Genomic DNA, 21,568 nt, shown 5'->3' on the forward strand with positions numbered 1-21,568 from the left:
ATGGTGAGGGCGCCAGGTGCGCCAGAAGGGCTGCAGTTCAGCGTCTAGGGGTCGGGCACTGTGGCCTTCCGGTTCCTTCCCGAAGAGGGCACCCGGCCCTTGCACGAGTCTTCGACGGCTCTAACAAGACGGCTCAGCGCCAGGGGACAACATGGGGCAACGACAAGATCCGGGGACTTTACACCGTTAAGGCGGATAAGCGCTCTGACACGGCATTTAAACGGTGAGCTTACGGTACGTTCCCGGTTCTGGCACCTCGTCCGGCCGCCACTGGTAATCCCCGGTCAAGCCAATATGTTCCCAGCCCAGCGGTGAGACATGGGCTAGCAGCTCATCTGGCACCTTATGGCCCTCTGCCCGTAAGGCCGTCACCGCACGCTCCAGATACACGGTGTTCCAGGCCGTAATGACCCCCACCAGCAGGTTGACACCGCTGGCCCGGTTGCTCTGGGCCTCGGGGGAGCGGTCGCGAATTTCCCCGGAGCGGTGGAAGGCCACGGCCCGAGCCAGGGCGTGGTGGGCTTCTCCCTTATTCAACCCCGCCTGGACCCGGCGGCGCAGAGCTGGGTCTTGCAGCCACTCCAGCGTGAACAACGTCCGCTGCACCCGGCCCAGCTCCCGGAGAGCCAGCGCCAGGCTGTTCTGTCGCGGGTAGGACGCCAGCTTGGAGAGGATCAGCGAGGCGGTCACGGTGCCTGCCTGGATGGACACCGCCAGGCGGAGCAGTTCGTTCCAGTGCGCCTCGATCAGACCCAAATTCAGGCGGCGGGCCATGATCGGCTCCAGGAGCGCGTGATTGGAGGGCGAATCCGGCGGGTACAGCCTGGTGTCCCCCAGGTCACGGATGCGCGGCGCGAAGCGGAAGCCCAGCAAAAAGCACAGCCCGAAAACCTGCTCGGTGTACCCAGCCGTGTCGGTGTAGTGTTCCTTGATCTGGAGAGCCGACTGGTGGTACAGCAGACCGTCGAGGACATGCACGGCGTCCCGGATATTGGCGGTGATGACCTTGGTGTGAAACGGGGCGTACTGATCCGAGAGGTGGGTGTAGAACAGGACTCCCGGCTCTCGCCCGTACTTGGCGTTGAGGTGTCCATAGGTCTTCCCCCGGCCCCCGGTAGGAAAACGCTGCCCGTCGGAGCTGGAGGTGCTGCCGTCGCCCCACAGGGCCGCCAGTGGCTGCTTGGATTGAAAGTTGACGACTTCCGCGAGGGCCGCCGCATAGGTTTCCGGGCGCAGGAACCAGTCCGAGAGGTACATCAACCGGCGGGGTGTGATGGCCGGGTCGCTGGAAGCCTCGGCCATCTTGGTCAGGCCCAAGTTCAACCCCTCGGCCAGAAGTGCGGTCAGCAGGTGGTCCGGCCGCTCACTGGTCTTGCCGCTCCGCAGGTCGGTCAGCGCGGCGGTAAAGGGCAGCCAGCCCTGGACTTCCAGCAGGAGATCGGTGATCCGCACCCTCGGCAACCGGCTGGAGAGCTGCCGGACCAGAACGTCTGTGCCCTCAGGAACGCTTTTCTGAAGCGCCTTGATCTTGAGTTTGCCGTTTTGCAGGCGGACGTCAACCAATTGCCCGCCGTTCAACAGGTCGCTCAACTGGGCCAGTTGAGCGTTCAGCTTGGATCCCGTGCTCTCCCAGAAGACCTCGAAGGTTTCGGGGAGGAGAAGTCCCAGTGTGGCCTTTCTGCCCTGCCAGTCCTGGACAGGCAACAAGTAGGCCTCCAAGTCGCGGTACTTGCGGCTTCCTGTGACCCACACGTCCCCTGCCCGGAGGGCCAGGCGCAGCTCCTCCATCACGCAGAACTCGTAGTACTTGCGGTTCACCTGGCCCTGTTGAAGGACGAAGGGGGTCCACCTTGGGCGCACGAAACTCAGCGGCACTTCGGGAGGAAGCGCACGCCTCCCGCTCCTGTACAGGTCTTTCAAGAGCTTGAGCGCATTTACCAACGGTTGCGCGGGCGGCGCGGCCGTGAACTCGAAGGCCTGGAGCATCTTGGGCAGGTAAGCCCGGAGCTTGGGATAGCTCCTCAGCAGGTGGTGCAGCGGATCAAGTTGTCGGGCCTCTGTCACGCTTCCACCGTCACGGACCGTCTCCGTCAGCTTCTGCCAGGACACCACCGCCTCCACCGCCTGAAAGGGGTCGGAGGCAGTTTCACGGGCCGTAAGCAACGCCTCGCACACCTGCTGGTAGGTCGTCAGGCGTTCGAGCAGGGTCGGCCCACGCTGCTGGAAGACGGTCAGGCTTTCCCGTTGACTGCCGCGCAGGAGCGTCAGCATCAGGCGGTCGTGCATCTCCAGCACCGCGTCGGTCAGGGTCTCGGAGAGATCGAGCAGCAAGGCCATCACGGTGGCCCTGCGACGCACCGGCGTGAAGTCGCGCAGGTTGTGGGCACTCAGGCGGCGACCCTCCTCAGCAAGGTGAGCCAGACGGCTTCTCGGCAGGAAAGAGCGGATATTGCTGTCTACCGGAAAGGTCCGGACAAAGCTCAGTTTATCCAGCAGAAGCGTGATGTTCTTGGTTTTGGGCGCGCCCACCGGCTGTTTTAACCAGGCGTAGCGGGAGACGGCTTGACCCTCCAGCGGCGTGAGCAGAGCGTCAGCCCGCTCCTTCCGGTTGGCCAGGGCGAAGTCCAGCAGGCTGTACGTATGCTGATCGGCCCGGACACGAACTGCCGCGACCAGACGTTCGAGCACCTGAATTCTGGGAATCAAAATCCTGCGCCGCCGCAACTCGTCCATCAGCGCTGTCATCAGGGCAAAGGGCTGCTCGGTGATCACGGCATGGGGAAGGAGCCAGTCGCGTAATTCCTGATTCAACGTCCGGTTGAGTTCGGCGTAGCCCAATCGCCTGCATAGCTCGGCGAAATGCTCGTGCCGGGTATTGGCTCTCTGGGCGTACTGCGGGTAGCTGGTGGCCTCGACACCCAACTGTTCGCTCAGGAACACCAGGATTTCGTGGGGTGGCTGTTCGCTGGCCGCCAGGCCGCGGCCGAGGTGCTTGAGGACCGTGAGCTGCACGGCGTACCCCAGGCGATTGAAGTCACGGCGGCGGCCCTTCACCTGCTTCAAGTCCTCTTCATTCAGGAGGTAATGCTGAGCGAGCAGGCGCTCGTCCAGCCTCGGAAAGCGGGTGAACTGCTGGCGCTGCGCCTGAGTGAGCAGGATCAAGACGACATACGATTCTGGCTGAACTGCAGCGTCACGCTGTGGACGGCCCACCACTGGGCCAGAGCGAACAGGGCAAACCCCAGAGCCAACCCCCAGGGCGGCACCCCTCCGAGCGCGCCAGGCAACAACGTGCCGCCCAGCGCGGCGGCGTACATGACCGGTGCAACCAGTGCCGATCCAGCGCGTTCCTGCGCCAAGGCAAACAGGGTGCCGAACACTGGGCCGAGAAGCACCCCCAGCAGGGGCCAGCCCATGGACAGCGGACCGATGAAATACAGCGCTGTCGTTAAGACGGTGACCATGACCAGGAGCCGGAGTCTTGCTGTGGGTGCCCGCGCCACCCAGGAGGCCAGGGCGAGCCGTCCAATCGTGAGACCCAACCAGTAGAAGGTCAACAGCGCGCCCTGACCCAGTTGCTCTCGGAGGGCCAGGGCCGTCCCACTCCAAGTCGCCAGCGCACCTTCCAGGCCGGAATGAAAGGCGATAGCGGCCATCAGCAACACGGTCAGCTTCCACTCGGGCCAGCGGGTCCGCATGGGGGCGGTTGTTCCTCGCCCCGCCGCTGTCTCTGGACCCGCCTGGGTGGCTGGCGCGTCCAGGGTCAGCGAGGCGGTGAGCAGGGCCACCGCGCCGATCAACAGGTACACCGCCTGCCAGGGCAAAAGACTCGCCAGCAGCGGGGTCATGACCGCCCCCAGCCCGAAGGCGGCGTTGGCCCAGTTGACCATCACCACCCGGCGCTGCGGATGCAACTCCCCAGTCAGGCTGTTGCCCTGCACGTCTACCGTTCCCTTGCCTAGCCCCAGCAGAAGGGAGGTCAGCGTGACGACCGCTGCGGTCGGGACCACCACGGCCGCCACCAGGCCCAACATCATCAGGATCAGGGCCGTCCCGAACGTCGGCTGTCTGGCAGGCTGACGTGAACTCAGAAATATGCCAAGCAGCAGGCCCAGGAACTGCATGGCGTAGAAGGTTCCCAGATTCAACTCCCCGCCGAAGGCCGCCGTCCACTGTGGCAGCAGCGCGCCCGGCGCGGCCACCACGGTGCCGCTCAGCCACAGTCCCAGAAAGGCCCCGGTGGTCAGACGTGCGCGCCGGAAAACAGCCGGGCGGTCTGAACTCACGCCCAGTGGCGCAGCACACGCCCCTCGAAAGGACGCAGGGTGAGCATCTGGCCTGGATGGGGCAGGTCTTCAACGGTGGTGGACAGGACGGAATGCCAGACGCCGGGAGGCAAGCGCACCTGCTGAAGCTCTGCACTGAAGTTCAGGGCAATGAGGGCCGTGGTGTCGGCGGCGCGGATATAGGCTAGGACGTCTCCTGGAGCATCATCCAGCATCTGCAACTCGCCCCGCAGGAGTGCCGGGTGAGTCCGGCGCACCCTGAGCAGCTCCCGGTACAGGTTGAGCAGCGACGTGGGCTGTTGTGTCTGCACCTCGACACTCAATTCCCCATGATGATTAGCCAGCGGCAGCCAGGGCGGCGCGGCGCTGAACCCGCCCCCTGGGCTGCTGTTCCAGGGCATTGGGGCACGTTCCGGGTCACGGCCCGCGCCGGGCTGTACCTGTTCCCAGGGGTCCTGCATCTGCTCACTTGAAATGGGGGTATCGGGCAGACCCAGCTCGTCGCCGTAATACAGGAAGGGGGTGCCGCGCAGGGTCAGCAGCAACATCGCGGCCAGCCGCGCCCCCGCCGGGCCAAAGCGCGAGGCCAAGCGCGGCTGATCGTGGTTCCCCAGGGTGTAATTGGGCCAGGCATTCGGGGGCAGCGCGCCGTCGTACTCCCCGATGATCTGTCTCAAACTTTGCGCCGTCCAGGAAGCGTCCAGCAGCGCGAAGTTGAAGGGCAAATGGAGGCGCTCCCCGGCCGCGCCGTAGTACGGCAACACCTGCTGAACCGGCAGGTGCGGCACGATCTCGCCGATCAGCACCCGGTCTGGAAACTCGTCGGTGACGTCCCGCAGGTCCTCCAGCAGGTCCAGCGTCTCAGGGCGGTTTAAGTGAAAGCGCGCCTCCGTGAAGGCGTACCCGGCGTTGGGCTCGTTGCGCAGCAGCTCGTCCTTGAGGAGAAAGTCCACCATGTCCACACGCAGCCCGTCCACGCCCCGGCCCAGCCAGAAGCGCATGGCGCCGAACAGTTCGGCCCTGACTGCCGGATTTCGCCAGTTCAGATCGGGCTGCTGCGGCAGGAAGGAATGGAGGTAATACTGGTCGCTCTCCGCGTCGAGACTCCACGCGGAGCGGCCCGTCACGCTGCGCCAGTTGTTGGGGGGTCCGCCGGATGGGCCAGGTTCCTGCCAGAGATACCAGTCGCGTTGCGGGTGATTCCGGGACGAGCGGGACGCCTGAAACCAGGGATGCTGCCAGGAAGTGTGGTTGGGAACGAAATCGAGGATGATCCGCAGTCCCAGGATGTGGGCCCGCGCCACCAGAGCATCGAAGTCGTCCAAGGTTCCGAACAGCGGGTCAACGCCGCAGTAGTCGGTGATGTCATACCCGAAGTCCTCCATCGGAGACGGGTAGAAAGGAGAAATCCAGAGGGTATCTACCCCCAGCCAGGCCAGATGGTCCAGCCGACGAGTCAGACCGGGCAGGTCACCTACCCCGTCATGCCCAGAGTCCTGAAATGACCGGGGATAGATCTGATACACCACGGCGGTCTGCCACCAGGGCTGAGAATCGGAAAGGGGGATGGGCATAGGAGCCTCCTTTATATCTGATCATCTAGATATACAGATGTAAGAAGCGAAAAAAAGCTAGAGCCGGTTGAATTGCTCCTTGAGGCTGGCGATCACGGCCTCATCGCGGGTGTAGTACATCCACTGTGCACGCCGCTCGACACGGACCAGACCCACCTGGCGCAGGCGCGCCAGGTGACGCGAGATCATGGGCTGGGGCAGATTCAGGTGCTTGGTTAGGTCGCTGACGTGGATGCCGATGTAATCGGGCAGGTCACGGCAATGCTCATGGCCCTCGCGCAACACCCGCAGCAGCTCAACGCGAACCGGATCGGTCAGCGCCTCCAGCATATCGGTGAGCTGCACTTCGCGGGTGGCCACAGTCATATGCACATATCCTAGCACACGTATATACTCTGACATGAGCCGTAGGTAGCTCGGGGACCAGAGGGACGGAGCGAACTCTAGACAGGCCTGGAGGGGCTCGACTTCTTCGCAATGGAAAGAGCAGCCTGCGGCGAACAAATTCCGTCCTTCGGTGAAAAGATCAAACATCTTTAGCTCACAGCCGGATTCCGGACCAGTGAGGCAGTCCCTATGCTGGGGTATGCAGGTTACGCTGCTCGAACTGCCCTACGACTCCGCCTGGGCGCACCGCCGTATGGGCGCCGGTCCCCGTCACCTTCTGGAAAACGGCCTAGAGCAGGACCTACGAGAGCACCATGACCTGGACCTCCGCCGCCTCCAAACCTCCGGCGACCTCCCCACTGAGATTCACACCAGCTTCGCGCTCTACCGCCAACTCGCCCAGCAGGTGCAGGCCGCCCGGCAGCAGGGCCGTTACCCGCTCGCGCTGGCGGGCAACTGCGGTGCGGCGCTCGGAATGCTCGCGGGTCTTCAGAACGACGCGCTGGGCGTGATCTGGCTGGACGCCCACGGTGACTTTCACACCCCTGAAACCACCAGCAGTGGCTTTCTGGACGGCATGGCGCTGGCGACGCTGACGGGCCAGGCCTGGCAGACGTTGGCGGCCTCCATCCCTGGGTTCCGGGCCATCGGGCCGCAACAGGTTCTCCACATCGGCGGGCAGGACCTGGAAGACCGGGAACGCGAGGCGGCGGAGGCAGCAGGGATGCAGCTTGTCGCCGCGCAGACGATTCGGGAAGCGGGCGTGGCGGCGGCACTCGCGGATGCGCTCCAGGCTCTGCAAGGCGAGGTGCGGCAGGTCTACGTGCACGTCGATCTGGATGTCTTGGATGCTCAGGAGGTGGGGCCTGCCAACACGTATGCAACCGGGGGAGGGCTGACCACTGCCCAGGTTCTGGCGATCTTGGACGGCGTGCAGCAGGTCTGTCCGCTGGTCGGCGCGTCGGTGGCCTCGTACGACCCGAGCGTGGATGCACAGGGCCGTGTGCTGGCCGCAGCTCGGCAGATTGCCGCCAAGCTGATCCCGGAGCGCCCGAGCCTATCAGGTCCTTCCTTGGTCTGAGGACACCAATGCAAACGGCGAAGTCTGGGGATAGAGCAATCATACGCGTCGTCAGCCCAAGCGCCCGCAAACAGCCGTTCAGGTCTGGTTCTGCGGGTGGCATGATGGGCGCGTGCCTCCGCAGGTCTCCACGTGACGCCCCCCGTCCGGGTGCAGAGCTGGCGCGCCCCCGAACTCGGCGGCGTTGACTTCCTGCACGGGAGCTTCACCACCCACGCCTTTGCCCGTCATACCCATGACACCTACAGCATCGGCCTGCTCGCCCAGGGGGCCATGACCTTCGAGTGCCGGGGAGCCACCCATACCCTGCGCCCCGGGTTCATCGGTTTGATTCACCCCGACGAGGTGCACACCGGGCACGCCGAGACCCGGGACGGCTGGACCTATCGCAACTTCTACCCGGACGCCGGGCTGCTGCGCGGCGCGTTCATGCCATCCGGGAGCCGAGCGGACAGGCTGCCCCGCCTCCCCGTCGTGATCCATGACCCCGTCCTCTTCCACGCGCTCGTGACTGCCTACCGGGCCTTCGAGGAGCACGCGCCCAGCCTCGCGCGGGAGGCCCTGATGCGCGAGGCCCTCACGGACCTCGTCCTCCGGCACGCGTTGCGGCCCCCCACGTTGCCCACGGCAGGGCAAGAACCCCGCGCGCTGCACCTCGTGCGCACGGTCCTCGAAGACGACTTCGCGCGCAACGTCACCCTCGACGAACTCGCCCGCCTCGCCGGACTGAACCCGTACACGTTGCTGCGCGCCTTTCGCCGCGCTCACGGGCTGCCCCCCCACGCCTACCAGCTTCAGGTGCGGCTGCGGCACGCCAAACGCTTCCTGCGAGGGGGTGAAACGGTCGCCCAGGCCGCACTGAGGGCGGGGTTTGCGGACCAAAGTCACTTCGGGCGGCACTTCCGCCGCACCTTCGGCGTGACTCCCGGGCAATACCGCCAGGGCGTCAAGAACGTTCTAGCCCCCTGAGGTTCGGGCACCCTAGCGTGCCGCCATGCTGGTGACCCTCCCGGATGCGCACCGTGGCATCCTCGCCCGCGTGCAGCTCGCGCTCGCCATGCTGCTCGCAGGCAGCTCTGTCGTTCTCAGCAAGATCGTGGGCGCGAGCGTCCCGATCTACCTTGCCAACACCCTGATCCTGTTGCCCGCTGTCGGCGTGTTGTGTCTCCTCACGTGGCGTTTCGAGGGACCCATGCGGGTTCCGCCGGGGGCCTGGCGCCCCTTGTTCCTGCAAGCCCTTCTCGGCATCGTCGGCTTCCGGGTCTTCCTCTTCTACGGCGTGCCCCTGACCTACGCCGCCTCGGCGGGCATTCTGACCAGTACGGTGCCCGCCGTAACGGCCCTGCTCGCCTGGATGGTGCTGCGCGAACGGCTGACCGTTCACGCCATCCTGGGCGTCCTTCTGACCGCCTTCGGCATCCTCGTCTTGACGGTCCCCGGCGCCGCCATCAGTGAAGGGGCGAGGCCCCTGCTCGGGAGCGTGCTCGTGCTGGGGGCCGTGGTCGGAGAGGCGTCCTGGAATGTTCTGAGCCGACTGTCCGGCGCTCGCCTGAGACCCCTTACGGCCACGACGCTCGTGACGAGCCTGGCGCTCGTGCTGTTCCTCCCGCTCGGGCTCGTCGAGGCGACTACCTTCGACTTCGCGCGCCTCACCCCGGGGGCTGTTTTTGCCCTCGGGTACTACGCACTTGGGGCGACGGTGTTGGCGTACGTCCTGTGGTTCGCTGGAGTGCGTCATCTCAACGCGAGCACCGCCGCCGTGTACACCGGGTGGCTCCCGGTCAGCGCCGTGGCTCTCTCCGCCCTGCTGTTGGGCGAACGACTCACCCTGTGGCACGCGCTCGGCCTCGCGTGTGTCCTGTGCGCGACCTTTGTCTTCGCGCGGCAAGGAGCTTCCTGTGATTGACATTATGACGACCGACGCCTGGCACGACACTTTTCCCGGCGGGCACGTGGGCGTGCTCCTGATGGAGGGCATCGACAATACGGCGCCGAGTGCGGCGCTCGACGCGCGCAAGCGGGGGTTGGAAGAGAGGCTGCGCGCCCAGTTCGGCAATCTCTCCCGCCAAGATCTGCTCGAACTCGACATGCTCAGGGCGTACCGGGCGTATTACAAGCGGTTCGACCAGACGTATCACGTGCAAGGGCAACTGGAATCGGTCGTCCACAAGGGCAAATCCCTGCCAAACGTCAGCCCGCTGGTAGACGCGAGCTTTCTGGCGGAACTGGGCACGCTCGTGCTCACGGCCAGTCACGACGCGGACCGCCTGGTGTGGCCGCTGCGCATCGACGCGACGAGGGGCGGCGAGAGGTTCGAGGGCATGAACGGCAAGGTGCGGACGCTGCGGGCGAACGACATGATGATGGGGGATGAAGAAGGCGTTGTATGCACGATCCTGACTGGGCAGGATCGCCGCACGCCCGTCATGGCGGCGAGCACCCGCGTGCTCTACGTGTGCTACGCGCCCCTGGGGGTGGGAGAGGCACGGGTGCGGAGCCAACTCTCGGCCATCCAGGACAACGTGCGGCTGTTTGCGCCGGGGGCGACGACGGGGCGGCTGGAAATCTACGAAGCAGGCGTTCGTGGGTGAATACCGGGCTCGTCCCTCTCCCTGGAGTTCGCCCTTGCTTGCTCGCCCATACCTTTGGCCGCTTGTGCTTCTGGCCAGGGCAGCAATCAGGGCTTAACAGACATTTTCGGGCGTTGGGGGTAGAACGCGGCGTTTATCCCCTCGAAACGCTGCCTTACGCGCGCCCGGCTTTTACAGTTGTTCCCGTAAACAGTCGGCGGTCGCGCGATGGCGTTGGGCTTTGGCCCGGTTTCCACAGTCTTTCATGCTGCACCAGCGGCGGCAACCCGCTTGATATGACATCGAGAAAGAGCCAGCCACATCTGCGGTTACCGGCACACTCCCCCACCTGTTCCGGCATCAGATGTTGACCTTCCTGACGGGTGAAAAGCTGTCGGACGCGCAGATTCAGCTTTTGGGCGGTCACGCCAGCAAGAGGAGTCTGGATGTTGACCAGCCCCTCTCGCTGGAAGCGTGAACCAGGCCTACCAACAGGCTGTCAAGCGACTGGAGCTTGGATCGTAAGAGGTTGGCCCCAGAACTGCCGTGTCAGACGACGAAATTCGCTTAGCGGTGTAAAATTTCCGAATCCTGTCGGAACCCCAACATGGGTGAAGGAGCCTCTCAGTGATCTGTGCGGTGGACGGCGCCCTGGGGATCTACCCAGACCGCTTCGGCTGGCCGTTTCGGATTCACGGCAATGAGCAGGGCGGCTTCATCTGAAATACGCGTCCAGGCGTTGCCCTGCTGCCGCCACACCCCGCTTTTCCCACCTACCCACAGGGCACCGTCGGCAGCCACGCTGAGCGTGGTGGGCTGAGCTTCCGGCGTTTGCAGGGCGGTGAAGGACTTTCCGCTGTTCGTGGAGCGCCAGAGGCCGGCACGAGCAGACAGGGCGTACAGGGTGCCTTTCGGACCTGCAGCGAGCTTCATCACGTCCGGCGGGAGCTTCTGCGCCGTGAGTGGTCTCCAGGTTGCGCCACTATCCGTGCTGCCATACAGGCCAGTCCCAGCTTCCCAGGCGTAGTGGCGTGCGGCGTTCCCAGGGTCCACGGCGTACCCATGCAGGTCCTTGCCACCCAGGCCTTTGGGCGTGCGGTTCATCCACCGCTTTCTGTCTGGCGAGGTCGCGTACACACCGTGCCCGGCCAGGATGATGCTCCTGCCCGCCAACTGGAGGTTCATGGCGTCGAAATCGGGCTTGTCGAATAGCTTTTTCCAGGTGGAGCCCTGGTCAGGACTGACCTGCACGCCGTCATGGTGACCGAACAGGAGGCGGCCGTCGGGGAGCCACAACAGCGCGTGGGCGTCACGGGCGCGGAGCTGACCCACCGGTTTTCCTTCGTTGCCATGTGCGCTGGCGGCCGACAGAGTCAGGGTCGCCAGCAGGATGAGGATTCGCTTCACGGGGACAGCCTGTCAGAGCTCTGTTCAGGTTCGGTAAGCACCGGGTGGTGCTGCGCTGCGCAGGACGTCGTCCAGGCTGCGCCCAGCTTTACCAGAATTGAACAGTTGCTCCCTAGCGTGGGCACGTCATGAACACTCGCAGAACGTCCAACGAGACCTTCACTTCGGCGCCACCACGCCGTACTCCCTGGGTTGGGGTCCTGGTGGGGGCCCTCGTGCTGGGGCTGATCGGGGGGACCTGGTGGTCGCGTTCCGGCGGCGAAGCTGGAGGGATGGGCCAGACGTTTCCCAATCAGGGCCAGGAACACATCGCCGTCGGTGCCCAGCACCCCGCGTACAATTCCTTCCCTGCCACGAGTGGCTGGCATTACGCTCAGCCCCAGCCCTGGGGGACCTTCGTGTATGAAATCGCGCCGGAGGCGCTGGTGCACAACCTGGAGCACGGTGGCGTGGTCATTCAGTACAATCCGTCGCTCCTGAAGCAGGACGTCGGGCAACTGGAGGCCATTCAGCGGCGCTTCCCGAACAAGACCGTCGTGGCACCCAACTCGCAACTCGAAGTCCCGCTGGCCCTGACCGCCTGGCGCCGGCTGTACACCCTGGACACGTTGGATGAGGCGAACATCGTCGAGTTTATTGAGCGGTACAAGAACCGTGCTCCTGAACGCTTCCCTGACTGAACCCCGTTGAACAAGGGGGCTGCGGCCCAACACCAAGGTGCTGTAGTCCCTCGTTGGGCAACCCCCTCCGGAATTCATCCGCGTTCCGCTGACCGGTCGGGCGTCCCACCTGGAGCAGTCGCCAGACGCGAACTTCTGCGCGTCGTGGGGCACCCTGCGGCGAGGAAACCGATGGGCCGAACGTGCGCAAGCATATGGGTGAACTGGTCAACCGCGCAGCGGTCAGTTCACGGGCCGTCTGCGGGTCCGCCACAGACCGGCACGCCGGAAATCGCGTCCGTACAGCAGGGTCATGCCGGCGCAGAAGGCCGCAGCAAACCACGCGTGACCAAACCAGAGACTGTCGACGATAACCAGGCCGCAAATGACCAGCTCTGCCCGCCACACCCAGTCGGGCAGTCGCCCAGCTGGAAACCAGGGCGGATCAAAAGACCGGCGCCCCAAGGCGGGGCCGAGGAGAAGGACCAGGACGGCCACGGCAACCAGTGCCCCCGTATCACCTTCGGACCAGGCACGGCGAGTGCCTTCGGGCACCCCGACCAGGAGGCTGATGCGGGCCAGCCAGATGAAGATCGGCTGGAGTCGGTCCAGGAGGCTGTTCAGGAGTGGCGCACGTGCAATGCGCAGGCAGCTCAGGGCGTACCCGAACTTGCTCCATTTCCCTGGGAGTTGATCCAGGATCGCCAGCCACTCGTGTTCACGTTCTGGAGCGCGTGTGGAGAGGGAGCGGGCGGCGCGCTTCACCATGGTGTCCGAGAGGCGGGGAAGCCAATCGGTGATCTCCCCCAGGGCTGCCGCGAGGATCACGCTGAGAAGGAGTTCCGGCCAGTTGAGGTCAGGCACGCGCTACACCAGCGAGGCCTGAAGGAAACAGCGCGGCGCGTGCGGTTTCGAAGGTCCTGATCCCTTCACCCGTGAGGGTGTAAAAGCGCCTCGGGCGCCGACCAGCCACCCGCGGATCGATCTCCTCCCAGCAGGCCTGAATGAGCTTCAGGTCCTCCAGCTTGTCCAGGATGGGGTACAGCGTGCCGTTCCCGATCCCAGTGGCCCGGCTCAAGCTCAGACCGTACTGCTGCCCAGTCGTGTCGCTGTACAGGACGGCCATGACCTTCATGGCATTCATGTTGATCTGTGGGCCGGGGGGCATGTCGGCATCTTCGACTATGGGGGGCAGCTTGTCAACCACCGGACTCGGGAGGGCCACAGGGAGCGATCCGGGCTGTACGGGAGACTGGCCCCCTGCTCTGCTGGGTCAGGCGCTGGCGCCTGCGCTGCTGTGTGCCATCAGGGTGTCCTTGAGGTTGTCCATGAAGGCCTGCAGGGTCAGCGTGGCGACGGCCGCGTTGGCTTCACTGAGCAGCACACTGGCTTCCAGGTCGCCGGAGCAGCAGCTGGCTTCGAGGACTTTCCAGAGGTCTGCTCCGAGGGGGCGTTGCAGCAGGAGTCGCAGGGCACTGCGGTGAACGGCCCACTGCTCGTCTGGAGGAAGCTGGAGTTGCGAGCGGCGCAGTGCTTCGAATTCCTGCTCGGCTTCTTTCTCCGATTCAGCGGTTTTTGGTGTTCTCGAACCGGGCACCTGCGTCTCACGGGAGGGCTTGGGCGGAGCGTAGGCGTACTTCCCGCTTTCATCCACCAGGATGTCCCAGGCGTACGCCCCGCGGCTCTTTCTGAAGCGGGTGGTGCTGGCCAGGATGCCTTCGGCCATCGCGACCCGCTCACGAACCCGGCCCGGGCCGTGCTTACGCACGTACGCGCGTGCCTGGGTGTCGGTGATGCCCAGGGCCTTGATCCGTCCGACGAGCTCGAGTTGTTCGACGGTGAGCGGGTAATCCGGGCGCTGGGGGTTGAACACGTACTTCACGCGCTGCTTGGACCCGCGACCGGAGAAGGTGGCGCTCTGGAGGAATTCGCTGGCGATCAGCTCCTCGTGGATCGGCACGATGGTCCGCCGAATGCTGTCCGGACGCAGGTTGATCAGCCGGAGCAGTTGCCCCAACTCGATCAGGTCGTACTCGAGGAATCCTTGCGCGGCGGTATGCGGGTCGCTGTACCACAAGGTGTCGAGTAGACGGAAGAGGGTCCGGCTCTGGCTGCCGGACAGTTTCAGCATGAAGTCCAAGTCGAATGGCCGGACCCTGGGAGAAGAGAGGCTGGCGGCGACCACCTTGTCCAGGGTGATCTTGAGTTTGGTCCCGGCGCCGAAGCTCTTGAGATTCAGGTGACGGGCTTGGCCCTGAATCTCTTCGATGCGCTCCAGGAAGCGGAACGTCACGCGTCTGGCTGTGCCGCCCGGGTGGTCGAGCCAGCCAGCAATCTTGTAGAGGGTGCCGGACAGCCGGGTGAGGCTGTCATGCATGATCCGGTAGTTCTGGCTGCTGTCGGTGCGCCCGAGCATGCGCAGGAGTTCGTACGCGCTGCAGTGCACGGCGTTGTCCTTGGGTTGGCCCTGCTCGAGGTAGAGGTTGCTGAGCACCAGCATCATGTCGTTGTCCGGACCGTGGGGAAACCCGTAGGAGTTGCCCAGGCACTCCACGTGCATCTGGCGCCCTGCGATCTCGAAGGAGTGTTCCCAACTCGTTTCACCAGGCTTCAGGCGGGTGAGGCAACTGATCAGGGACGCTTCCGCCAGATTCAGGTCGTCGAACTTGGATCGCAGAACCGGGGCGCTGGACGACGTCATTTGCTCAACCATAACACGATGGTTGATCAAGATCTTAAAGAAAAGAGATAAATAGTAAAAGAAGAATCTTCTTCAGGACAGTAGAAGAGGTGCTTTACTGCACGGCATTTTTCTTTTAAACCCCACAAAGTGGACGGGTGAAACGCTACGAAGTGGACGGGTGAAGAGGGGCGAAGTTCCACGAACTGGACGGCCCAACAGGGGGAAAGCTCCACAAAGTGGACGGGCAGAACTCCACGAACTGGACGGGTGTACGGGTGTGACTGGCAAGCTTCTGCAGGCCTTTCCCACGAACTGGACGGGTGGCTCAGCTGTAGAGTCACCACAAAGTGGACGGGTGGAGATGGACGGAACCCCACAAGCTGGACGGGTGGCGTGAGGTGGAACGCCACAAAGTGGACGGGTGGGAAGAGGGCCGGGAAGGCTGCCCCGCAGAGCTTCCTGGCTCTGGAGGTGCAGTTCACGGTGGGGAGGGAACAAGACGCGGGGTCCTGAGGGCCCCGCGTCTTGGGTCGTTTTGATCTAAAGCCGCGGATCCATGGGGAGGGGATGGCAGCTCAGCAGCTGGACAGCCCGTTCGAGATCAGGATGGCGGGCATTGATGAGGTAGTTGGCGTGGCCAGGGCCATAGGCATACAGGGGGAGGATGGCCGAGGGGATCCGGAGGACGGGCGAGGCCTGCAAGTCGTACCATTCGTCGCCGATGACCTGGGTTGCGGGGGTCTCGGGGTGGGCGTTCCAGGTGCTGGGCAGCTGGGTGAGGTCCAGGTCGGCGATGGCTACGGGATCCACCTGGAGGGTGACGTGGCCATGGGGGACGGTGTGGAGGACTTCGCGGTCAACGTGCACGATGACTTCCAGCATGGCCTGGGTGAGGGTGTCGCTGGCGAAGATGATGCGTCGGTCGTGCCGTTGGCCTGGGTCAGGGGTGTTCCAGCGGCTGCCGTAGCGTGCGGCACCGATGCCGTGTTCGGGGAGGGTAGGGAGGGCGGCGTACTGGAGTTTGCTGATGCGGTGGAGAGTCAGCTTCACGTGTGGACTCCGTGCTCGAGCCTGCTCAGCACGGTGGTCACGTACTCGGCGCCTCCAGGGAGGAGGGCGAACTGAAGGGGCGTGCGGGAACCGAAGGTCACCCGGGGTGTCTGAAGCCAGGTGTGGGCCGCCTTCGTGTTGCCGAAGTAGTGCTCTGCGGCTTCGGTGACGCGTGCCAGGTGGTAGAGACTGGCACTGACTTCCGGTTTGATGGGCCGGTTCTGACGCCGGTGGCTGTGGTAGGTGCTGGGGCTCAGCCCGATCAGGTCGAGTGTGTCGCCCAGCGAGAGCCCCAGGTGGTTGGCCAGGCGTTCCAGCGTGACGGGATCAAAGCCGTCGTGCACCGCGTCACCCAGGTCCAGCAGGGTGGTGGCCTTCAGGCCGAGGAGTGAGGCACCGGGGAGAGCGGGGGGCGTTCTTGTCGGTGTAAACGTTTGCGTCATGTCGGTATGCCTTCGGCGCGGAGGTAAGCCTGGGTGCCCTTGGCACGTCGACTCACGTCATTGAGGTGAGGTCAGTCCTTGACTGAGTGTCACCTGCGCGGAGGTGAACCCCGGCAGCGTCCCTTGGACACTTCAGGGTGACCGGGCTGCCTGGCAAGCCTGGTGGCGTGCAGTCTGAGGACAGTGCCCTTGGCATGGTCCTCCCCGATCCTTGACCAGGTGACTGGCGGCGCTGAGGGTGAGGCCCAGGAACCTCACCAGCTGAGGTTGCGGCCTCAACGAGTGCAGTTTAGCATTTTTTTTATTTATATGTGGAGTGCCGTGGGGTCATTCAGGGTGACTCAGGGCTGGACGGGTCCGGGGAAGTGCAGGGGAGGGTTCCCTGACTTCCTATGAAGTTGGGCCAGCCTGCTCTTACTCGCCGGTCGCGATGAGCATGCAGGGGCGCTCGATCAGGTCGGGGCGGCCGTTCTGTAAGCAGCCGAGCATGGTGTGGAGGAGGGGTTGCCGGGGGCACTGCTGCTCGCCGTACCGCCAGGGCCGGCGCATCAGGGCGTAGAGGTGGTCCTCGGCGAAGTGGCTGGTGAGGAAGACGCCCAAGTCGTACAGGCGGTTGAGCAGGAGCTCTGCGGGGACAGGAACGCCCCGAAGCATTTGATTAAGCTCGCTGGTGCGCAAACGGAGAAGCCGCTGGACGGTGACGAACTCAATGGGTGTAGGGCGCAAATACGTCGGTGGCTGTAGGTGGAGCAGGTAGGGGAGCAGTGGGCGGTAGCGGTGTCGAGCAGGAACAATACCTATGGTTCGTAGGGGAAACTGCAGCGTTGGCGGCTCCAAGAGTGAACAGCTACCGAGCAGGGCGCCTCCAGGCCAAACCAAATGTTGGCCGTCGGGGGTGACTCGCACCTGTGCAAAAAGCGTGTTGAGGCGGAGCGTGCGGTAGGCTTCCAACTCAAGCAGGGGTTCCAGATTGATGCGGTGTGTTCGCTCATTTCTGAACGTGACCCAGAGCTGGTGACGACCTGGCTCGACGAGAACTTCGACAATCGCAGTTGAGACGGCGAACTCATGACTGGGTGAGGGGCTATCACTGAATGATGCTCTCTGCATTTATTGCCACCCTTTACTAGGAGGGTGCGGGTAGAGCGTGGATTCAACGTGATACAGGTCGCCCCCTTGTATAGCTGCAAGGGGAGTTGACCATAAGAGCGCTGAGGAGTCCATGCGGCGGTGCCACTGCCAGTGAAGCAAGCGCCTGACCTGGTCCTCTGTCATTGTATGACCGTGTCCAAGGGCTAGAACGAGGTCGTGTAGGCGCTTATAGAGGAGGTGTTTCGGCGCAGGATATTGGAGTTCGATATCATTAAGTGCGTTGGAGCTGATCCCATACATACTGGATAGATGAGGTACATCTATTGGTCTGAGTGAGTAATGCGGAATGACATTTTTAAGTGGGCGATAGAATTCATCTGGTGAAGTGAAAAACTGAGTTTGAATCATGCTGTAGCGTGAGGTAGAAACTTCCATCTGCAGCAGTTCCTCAAGGTTGTGCTTGAGGTGGTGGTGCCAGGCGACGTAATGGCCACTCGGGGCCGGGTGAACTGTCTTCCAGAGGTTCCAGGTGATTCTGGAACGCTCAGGGGCCGTCCGTATCAGGCGACTGAAGTCCATGAGTCCTGCCTGCTGGTCGTGTGTCAATATCCACAGGCGAAAGGGCTTCTCCGGAATGCTCTGACAGATAGTGGAGCTCAGGCCTTCGTCCTGGAAAGAAAAAGTTCTGCTGGCGGAGGGGGGATCAGCGGCCATCTCGCGAGAATGTATCAAATTAGGTGTCATCTGATCTGAAGTCGTGATTTTGCGATCCAGCGGAAAGCCTGCCCTCATGTCTGGTCAGCGTCGCTCGCAAGCCCTCCATCCCTCGGAGGCGCATTACCTTGAAGCCCTGGGGGCCCGAATCCGTGAACTTCGTCAGCAGCGGCAACTAGGCCTGGAGGAGTTGGCTGACCGAGCGGGTCTTCACCGGACGCACCTCTGGAAAATTGAGAAAGGACAGCTGAATGCTGGAGTCATCTCGTATGTACGTTTGGCCCGTCAGCTCGAACTGTCTGTTGGGGACTTGTTACCCCCTTTTGAAAGGTCTTAAGTGGACAGCAGTGAAATGGACGTCGCCCCCACTTTTTCAGGTTGAGGGTTGAAAAACTATGAGTAATGAAGCAAAGGGCTTAAGCTTAATTGTTAATCAAGATGGCGTCCCTCCGTTCCAAATTTTGGATGACGAGGGTAAAATAATAGATGACATTAATTTGTTTCTGCGGGACGTTTATGCTCGTAGTGGTAATTTAAATACCGTTCGGGCATATGCCTATGCTCTCCTGGACTGGTATCGTTTTATTAGGAGCCGCGATATTAATCCGAGAGATGTCCGACGATCAGATGTTGTAGACTACATCCTTCATTTAAGGAGTAAGGTAAATCCTCAGCGGAAATTACGACGGCCGCATGAGTCTGGTAATGGTGCCACGGGCAAAAAGTATTTGCCCCAAAAATACCAAGCGTCTACAATTAATGCTAGGCTCACGGCTATAAGTCTTTTTTACGATACCGTATGTTATAACGATAGGGACTTCAAAATTCATCCGCTTGGAAATCATCGGTTGTCATCTCGAACGCCCATAGGTGGAATGGTGCGCCATGGGAGGACTGGTAGGAGTTTGTTGCAGCGTGGAGAATATAGGCTAGCGCATGCTCTTTCGAAGAGTTTGGTGGGTCGGTTTAAAGAAAGTGCGAACTGTACGCGAGATTTGGCATTAATAGAGGGGCTATATTGTACCGCAGCAAGGGCGTCAGAAATTTTGTCTCTATCTATAGAAGATATTTTATGGTCAGATCACAAGGTGATGCTCAAGACCAAAGGACAGAAAGGAAAGCAACCGGTTGTTGTCTCAACACAGTTCTTGGTTCTACTTGAGTCATATCTGGGAGAACGAGTTACAACAGCCAGTGGAGATGAGCCTGTTTGGTTGATGAGAAGAGGCGAGAAGAGGCCTATGACATATTCTGCTTTGCGTGCAGTCATACGACGGATTAATGAAGAGCTGAATACTAACGTCTGCGCCCACGACTTTAGGGCAACTTGTGCGACTCACTTGGCTCAAAATCCTGATATACCCTTTATCGCAATTAAGAGCCACATGCGTCACTCCAACTCAAGCTCAACGCAACGTTATATGGAATCGGGAAGAAGTGAAAGTTCACGGCCGCTACGTGACCATTTTGATCTGTATATTAGAGAAGAGGCTCAAGCTAAAGCTTCACCAGCTTACAACAGGGATGATTTAGAGATTTTGCTGAACCCAAGGGTAAAAAAGCTATGACGGACATGATTTGGGCTGACAGGTCTTATGATGAAATCATTTCTGACACAGTGCGCATTATGCACATGCGAGAGCTCTCGCCAGCAACTGTCTACACGTATCAAAGCGCTGTGTCGTTCCTTCTGAACTGGATGAGCCAACTGCCGGGAGAAGATTGGCAGCAGCGCTGGTTGAACGTGGAAGAGATGATGCGCCTGAGCTCAGGCGCAATGCCATTTCTATACAAAAGCAGAAGAGGGGAATTTATGGCGGGCCTCCTGCTTCTGTTCTCTATAAGATTGATAAGACCAACCTATAGCTTCATCAATAAAAATCAATTCGGCAGAATTCATATCATGATGGGTAAATCTTCCGACAAAATCGACTTTGATAGACTCAAACACGCCGCCAAAGAAAATGATTTTAATGGATCAATGGCTATGAATGCCCTTTTATGCGCGTCATTCATTCTGATTCATACAGGCAAAAGAATGGATCAAATAACTCTAGAGGACATTGATGAATATCGGCGGAATTTCCGGGATGGCATACACAGCAGAGTAACCCCTAACGGACTGCATACTCTATTGAGGCACCTGAGAATAATCGAATCTTCAGTAATGACGACAGGATCTCAGCGCATGCGTGGGCCAAGCAACTTGGATCAAATTATGCTTGAATACGCTATGCCAGAAAACAGAACTACGCAAGCGTTTCGTGCCTATTTAAATGAGCGTCAGTCAAATATTCTTCCAATGCTGTTGAGGAGAGAGGCGACACATTTAGTGGAGGATTTCTGGTTAAATATATTGCAACACCATCCAGAGCAGAAAGATTTTAATATTTCATGGCAAGTTGCTCAGGACTGGAAAAGTCGCATAAGAGACAAGGATAGGTTGAATGACCCGGTCAGTGTTAAGCTTGTTTTTCAGGTAGTCCGCAGATTCTACAAGTTTTTGGAAGACTTAGCTGAAGGATGGCCAAGTGAATGGGGTGATATAGCCGCTCATAGTCCAGTCAACCAGACAGACATTAGTATGGAATCCCGCCGAAAATCTGAAACTAAACAAAAGTTAGATAGACATGTGCTGAGCTTACTACCGCACCTTAAAGCTTTTCGATTAGCTATTAAAGATAATCATGAACAATCAAGCCGCTTATTGGAAGTGGGTTTGTCAACACCAATGGGCGGAGAATTTACGCTCGATGGAGTAGTTTATAAAAGATTACTGCAGCACAGAAAGCAGAAGACGATATTTGAAATTGGGGCGTCTCCGTTAGCCATTTCGACTGTAAAAGAGGGGTGTCAGCAGATAATCTATCCCCACGCCAAAGAGGAGAGAGCGTTTTGGGTATGGGCGTGTATGGAAGTTCTGTTGGGTACCGGACTTCGCCCTCATGAACTTTTTCGGCTTTTAGTAACAGATTTAGATTTTCGAACAGGCGCAGATGGTCAAATCATCCCATGCTTGCGCATAGCGGCCGGTAAAACAATATACCCAAGGGTAATAGACATCTCGCCAGAGGTATCTAGTGTCTTGGCAACGATCATCCGCAGAGTACAGGGGGAAAAAAGCGAATTTCCCCTAGTGGATCGCTATGAATATGCTTATCGAGCGTATAAAACCGACATCCCTCTCATTATGCAAAAAAGATTAACACTTATAGAACTGGGTTCATTGGATCAGAAGTGCAAAAATGGGTAAACGACTTTCATATAGAAATGCACAAAGAGGGTAAACTACCCTCGCATATAAGATTTCAGTTACGAGACTGCCGTCGTATAGTCGCAACAAAACTGCATGAAAATGGAGTGTCTATTTTAGAGATTTCAAAATTTTTGGGTCATAGAAGTATTTCCACTACAACTGGGTACATCGCATCTGATCAGGACAGAATCATCCATCATTTAAATGATGTTTGGAAAACTTAAATTTAAAACTTTTCTGTAGGATTATTGCAATAGATGTTCTTATCGATGTAAGGAATGATTTTAGTGGGTGGTATGGGGAAGTTGCATGCCTACCGCCATTGGACTTGGGAAACCTGATGTAAGAAGACCAACCCCTCAGGTG

At 60.6% G+C, this 21,568-nt stretch carries 21 protein-coding genes and 1 pseudogene; 9 read left to right on the top strand and 13 right to left on the bottom strand.

The annotated features are described in order from the left end of the window. Positions 1-216 precede the first annotated feature (216 nt). The 4 genes from L1280_RS05720 to L1280_RS05735 are packed head-to-tail and all read right to left on the bottom strand — an operon-like array spanning position 217 to position 6,226. Positions 217-3,162, bottom strand: a complete 2,946-nt coding sequence (locus L1280_RS05720; RefSeq protein WP_253581155.1) for a Tn3 family transposase — start codon at positions 3,160-3,162, stop codon at positions 217-219. Further along, positions 3,159-4,286, bottom strand: a complete 1,128-nt coding sequence (locus L1280_RS05725) for a sugar MFS transporter (protein ID WP_371922881.1) — start codon at positions 4,284-4,286, stop codon at positions 3,159-3,161. The genes L1280_RS05720 and L1280_RS05725 overlap by 4 nt, the downstream gene beginning before the upstream one ends. Continuing rightward, positions 4,283-5,860 carry an alpha-amylase family glycosyl hydrolase gene (locus L1280_RS05730; RefSeq protein WP_253581157.1) on the bottom strand — a complete coding sequence of 526 codons (1,578 nt, stop codon included), beginning with the start codon at positions 5,858-5,860 and terminating at the stop codon, positions 4,283-4,285. Before L1280_RS05730 ends, L1280_RS05725 begins: the two co-directional genes overlap by 4 nt. Before the next feature lie 57 nt (positions 5,861-5,917). Beyond that, positions 5,918-6,226, bottom strand: a complete 309-nt coding sequence (locus tag L1280_RS05735; protein WP_253581158.1) for a helix-turn-helix transcriptional regulator — start codon at positions 6,224-6,226, stop codon at positions 5,918-5,920. A 220-nt stretch (positions 6,227-6,446) separates the two neighbouring features. On the opposite strand from L1280_RS05735, the gene L1280_RS05740 reads away from it, so the two are divergent. The 4 genes from L1280_RS05740 (at position 6,447) to L1280_RS05755 (ending at position 9,919) form a co-directional block, all read left to right on the top strand. After that, a complete protein-coding gene (locus L1280_RS05740; RefSeq protein WP_253581159.1) occupies positions 6,447-7,328 on the top strand; it encodes an arginase family protein in 882 nt (293 codons plus the stop codon). Positions 7,329-7,460: 132 nt separating this feature from the next. Beyond that, complete coding sequence (locus L1280_RS05745) at positions 7,461-8,297, top strand: helix-turn-helix domain-containing protein (RefSeq protein WP_253581160.1); 837 nt, start codon at positions 7,461-7,463, stop codon at positions 8,295-8,297. A gap of 25 nt (positions 8,298-8,322) precedes the next feature. Continuing rightward, positions 8,323-9,234, top strand: coding sequence for a DMT family transporter (locus tag L1280_RS05750; protein WP_253581161.1), 912 nt, complete (start codon positions 8,323-8,325; stop codon positions 9,232-9,234). Then, positions 9,227-9,919 carry a phenylalanine--tRNA ligase beta subunit-related protein gene (locus L1280_RS05755; RefSeq protein ID WP_253581162.1) on the top strand — a complete coding sequence of 231 codons (693 nt, stop codon included), beginning with the start codon at positions 9,227-9,229 and terminating at the stop codon, positions 9,917-9,919. The genes L1280_RS05750 and L1280_RS05755 overlap by 8 nt, the downstream gene beginning before the upstream one ends. A 171-nt stretch (positions 9,920-10,090) precedes the next feature. Here L1280_RS05755 and L1280_RS15790 read toward each other — a convergent pair whose 3' ends face one another. Together L1280_RS15790 and L1280_RS05760 are read right to left on the bottom strand one after the other, a co-directional pair. Beyond that, a complete protein-coding gene (locus L1280_RS15790; RefSeq protein WP_371922892.1) occupies positions 10,091-10,201 on the bottom strand; it encodes a CGNR zinc finger domain-containing protein in 111 nt (36 codons plus the stop codon). A 321-nt stretch (positions 10,202-10,522) separates the two neighbouring features. Next, positions 10,523-11,305: a hypothetical protein gene (locus tag L1280_RS05760; protein WP_253581163.1), complete on the bottom strand. Its 783-nt coding sequence runs from the start codon at positions 11,303-11,305 to the stop codon at positions 10,523-10,525. Positions 11,306-11,577: 272 nt separating this feature from the next. On the opposite strand from L1280_RS05760, the gene L1280_RS05765 reads away from it, so the two are divergent. Then, a complete protein-coding gene (locus L1280_RS05765; RefSeq protein WP_158680035.1) occupies positions 11,578-11,985 on the top strand; it encodes a DUF3105 domain-containing protein in 408 nt (135 codons plus the stop codon). 222 nt (positions 11,986-12,207) lie between these two features. Here the strand turns inward: L1280_RS05765 and L1280_RS05770 are convergent, their stop codons facing one another. From L1280_RS05770 to L1280_RS15795, 7 genes and pseudogenes are all read right to left on the bottom strand, one after another. Beyond that, entirely contained in the window at positions 12,208-12,828 is a 621-nt protein-coding gene (locus L1280_RS05770; RefSeq protein ID WP_253581164.1) for a hypothetical protein, read from the bottom strand. Continuing rightward, positions 12,821-13,132: a PadR family transcriptional regulator gene (locus L1280_RS05775; RefSeq protein ID WP_253581165.1), complete on the bottom strand. Its 312-nt coding sequence runs from the start codon at positions 13,130-13,132 to the stop codon at positions 12,821-12,823. Before L1280_RS05775 ends, L1280_RS05770 begins: the two co-directional genes overlap by 8 nt. Before the next feature lie 105 nt (positions 13,133-13,237). Further along, positions 13,238-14,677: a replication initiator protein A gene (locus tag L1280_RS05780; protein WP_253581166.1), complete on the bottom strand. Its 1,440-nt coding sequence runs from the start codon at positions 14,675-14,677 to the stop codon at positions 13,238-13,240. 510 nt (positions 14,678-15,187) lie between these two features. Beyond that, positions 15,188-15,697 carry an RES domain-containing protein gene (locus L1280_RS05785; protein WP_253581167.1) on the bottom strand — a complete coding sequence of 170 codons (510 nt, stop codon included), beginning with the start codon at positions 15,695-15,697 and terminating at the stop codon, positions 15,188-15,190. After that, positions 15,694-16,140 carry an antitoxin Xre/MbcA/ParS toxin-binding domain-containing protein gene (locus L1280_RS05790; RefSeq protein WP_104992454.1) on the bottom strand — a complete coding sequence of 149 codons (447 nt, stop codon included), beginning with the start codon at positions 16,138-16,140 and terminating at the stop codon, positions 15,694-15,696. Before L1280_RS05790 ends, L1280_RS05785 begins: the two co-directional genes overlap by 4 nt. Positions 16,141-16,554: 414 nt before the next feature. Continuing rightward, positions 16,555-16,794: a hypothetical protein gene (locus tag L1280_RS05795; RefSeq protein WP_253581168.1), complete on the bottom strand. Its 240-nt coding sequence runs from the start codon at positions 16,792-16,794 to the stop codon at positions 16,555-16,557. Between the two features lie 216 nt (positions 16,795-17,010). Beyond that, positions 17,011-17,250 (bottom strand): annotated as a pseudogene (locus tag L1280_RS15795) (DUF2442 domain-containing protein); the annotation flags it as partial. 772 nt (positions 17,251-18,022) lie between these two features. On the opposite strand from L1280_RS15795, the gene L1280_RS05800 reads away from it, so the two are divergent. The 4 genes from L1280_RS05800 to L1280_RS15800 are packed head-to-tail and all read left to right on the top strand — an operon-like array spanning position 18,023 to position 21,426. After that, positions 18,023-18,283 carry a helix-turn-helix domain-containing protein gene (locus tag L1280_RS05800; RefSeq protein WP_253581169.1) on the top strand — a complete coding sequence of 87 codons (261 nt, stop codon included), beginning with the start codon at positions 18,023-18,025 and terminating at the stop codon, positions 18,281-18,283. Positions 18,284-18,341: 58 nt separating this feature from the next. Beyond that, the gene (locus L1280_RS05805) at positions 18,342-19,514 is read left to right on the top strand and encodes a site-specific integrase (protein WP_253581170.1); all 1,173 of its coding nucleotides are present in this window, start codon (positions 18,342-18,344) and stop codon (positions 19,512-19,514) included. Next, on the top strand, positions 19,511-21,199 hold the full coding sequence (locus L1280_RS05810) for a site-specific integrase (protein WP_253581171.1): 1,689 nt from the start codon (positions 19,511-19,513) through the stop codon (positions 21,197-21,199). Before L1280_RS05805 ends, L1280_RS05810 begins: the two co-directional genes overlap by 4 nt. Next, complete coding sequence (locus L1280_RS15800) at positions 21,184-21,426, top strand: tyrosine-type recombinase/integrase (RefSeq protein WP_371922882.1); 243 nt, start codon at positions 21,184-21,186, stop codon at positions 21,424-21,426. Before L1280_RS05810 ends, L1280_RS15800 begins: the two co-directional genes overlap by 16 nt. The last annotated feature ends 142 nt before the right edge of the window (positions 21,427-21,568 follow it).

This window comes from Deinococcus sp. HSC-46F16 (assembly GCF_024171495.1).
Classification (GTDB): Bacteria; Deinococcota; Deinococci; order Deinococcales; family Deinococcaceae; genus Deinococcus.